This window comes from bacterium (genome assembly GCA_035380285.1).
GTDB lineage: Bacteria > Auribacterota > Erginobacteria > Erginobacterales > DAOSXE01 > DAOSXE01.
In genome coordinates, this window is record DAOSXE010000075.1 from 1 (window position 1) to 2,061 (window position 2,061).

The following is a 2,061-nucleotide window of genomic DNA, read 5'->3' on the forward strand; positions in this document are numbered from 1 at the left end:
AAAAGTTATCTGAGCGTGAAGGCGGAAGCCTTGCGGGCCGCGGCCGAATGGGAATACCGGACCGGGCTCACGATCGACAAGGAACTTTCCGGGGAGATGCAGTACCCATGAAAAAATTCAAGGTCGCGATCATTATCCTCATCGTCCTGGCGGGGGCGGCCGCGGCGGTCCGTTTTCTGGTCCTGAAGGATTCCGAAACGGAAAACGGCGACACCGTTTCGCTGGTCCGGCCCCGGCGGGAAGACCTGCAGATGAAGATCTCGGTGACCGGGATCGTCGAACCTCAGAACCGTCTGGAGATCAAGCCCACCATCGGGGGGAGAATCGAGGAAGTCCTGGTCCGGGAAGGCCAGGAAGTCAAACGCGGCGACCGCCTGGCCCTGATGAGTTCGACCGACCGGGCCACCCTCCTGGACGCGGCCCAGCTCAACGGCCCGGAAAAAGTGGCATACTGGGAAGAAGTCTACAAGCCCAGCCCCCTCCTGGCCCCCATCGACGGGACCGTCATCGTCCGGGGAGTGGAACCGGGACAGACCGTCACCACCTCGAGCGTCGTCCTCGTCCTTTCCGACCGCCTCATCGTCAAAGCCGAAGTCGACGAAACCGACATCGGCATGGTCAAGCTCGGCCAGGACGCCTTCATCACCCTCGACGCCTACCCGGAGCAGAGCATTCCGGCCACGGTCGACCACATCGCCTACGAATCGACGGTGGTCAGCAACGTCACCATCTACAAGGTCGACATCCTTCCCCGGCGGACCCCCGCCACCTTCCGTTCGGGCATGAGCGCCGAGGTCTCGATCGTAACCGCCGTGGCGGCCGACGCTCTCACCGTCCCCAGCGACGCCGTGCAGACGGGCAGACGGGGGAGCAAATACGTCCTCGTTCCCGGTCCCGAAGGCGAACCCCAGCGCCGGGAGGTGGAAACCGGGATCGAGGCCGACGGGAGGATCCAGATCCTCTCGGGGTTGGAACCGGACCAGGAAGTGGTGGCCGTCTCCCGCGAGTACCGTCTCTCTTCGGGCAACGCCGCCAACGGAGGGAGCCCCTTCCTTCCCAACCGGCGCCGCTCTTCGTCGTCGTCGTCATCCTCGTCCTCCAACAACCGCCGCCCGCAGCGGCCGCCCGATTGACGGTGCCGGGAATGCCGCTGATCGAACTCATCCAGGTCGCCCGGACCTACCGCACCGGGTCCACCGGGGTGCAGGCGCTGCGCGGGATCTCCCTCTCCATCGAGAAGGGCGAATTCGTGGCCATCATGGGCCCTTCGGGCTCGGGAAAGTCCACGTTGCTGCATATTCTCGGGCTGCTCGATCTTCCCGACGAGGGCGAATTCAAGCTCGACGGCGAATCCATGGTGGGGAAGGGGGACGACGAACTGGCCGTTACCCGCAATTCCCGTCTCGGCTTCGTCTTTCAGCAGTTTCACCTGCTTCCCCAGCTTACCGCCCTCCAGAACGCGGAACTGCCCCTGGTCTACGCCGGCCGGAGCAACCAGCGGGGTCCCGCCGAAAAACGGATCGAACAGGTCGGGCTGGCCCGGCGCAGCGGCCACCGTCCCAACCAGCTCTCGGGCGGGGAACAGCAGCGGGTGGCCATCGCCCGGGCCCTGGTCAACGACCCCCCGATCATTCTCGCCGACGAACCCACCGGCAACCTCGACTCCAAAAGCGAAGAGGAGATCATCTCCATTCTCGAAGATCTGAACCGCCGGGGAAAGACCGTGATCATGGTCACCCACGAGCTCGATATCGGCCGCAGGGCCCAGCGGATCATCACCATGCGCGACGGCCGGATCGTCTCCGACGAACGCAGCGGCGGCGCCCAGCCGCCGGGCGGCGGCGGACAGGACCGGGGCCGGGACGCCCCTCACGCGGGGCGCATCCTCTTCGGCGATCATTTCCGCCAGTCGTTCCGAGCCATCTTTTCCCATAAGATGCGCTCGATCCTTTCCATGATGGGGATCCTGATCGGAGTGGCCGCGGTCATCGCCATGCTCGCCCTGGGCCAGGGCGCGACCGATTCCATCCGCCAGCGCCTGGCCTCCCTCGGCTCCAACCT

General features: G+C 65.3%; 2 protein-coding genes. Both read left to right on the forward strand.

Annotated features, from left to right (window positions below; all coding sequences use genetic code 11):
- Positions 1–107 precede the first annotated feature (107 nt).
- Positions 108–1,133, forward strand: coding sequence for an efflux RND transporter periplasmic adaptor subunit (locus PLZ73_12745; GenBank protein HOO78741.1), 1,026 nt, complete (start codon positions 108–110; stop codon positions 1,131–1,133).
- 11 nt (positions 1,134–1,144) lie between these two features.
- The coding region (locus PLZ73_12750) for an ATP-binding cassette domain-containing protein (protein ID HOO78742.1) at positions 1,145–2,061 on the forward strand (917 nt) is incomplete at its 3' end.

Excerpts from the sequence above, each read along its gene's own strand:
- PLZ73_12745 (HOO78741.1), top strand. The coding sequence starts at position 108 with ATGAAAAAATTCAAGGTCGCGATCATTATCCTCATCGTCCTGGCGGGG.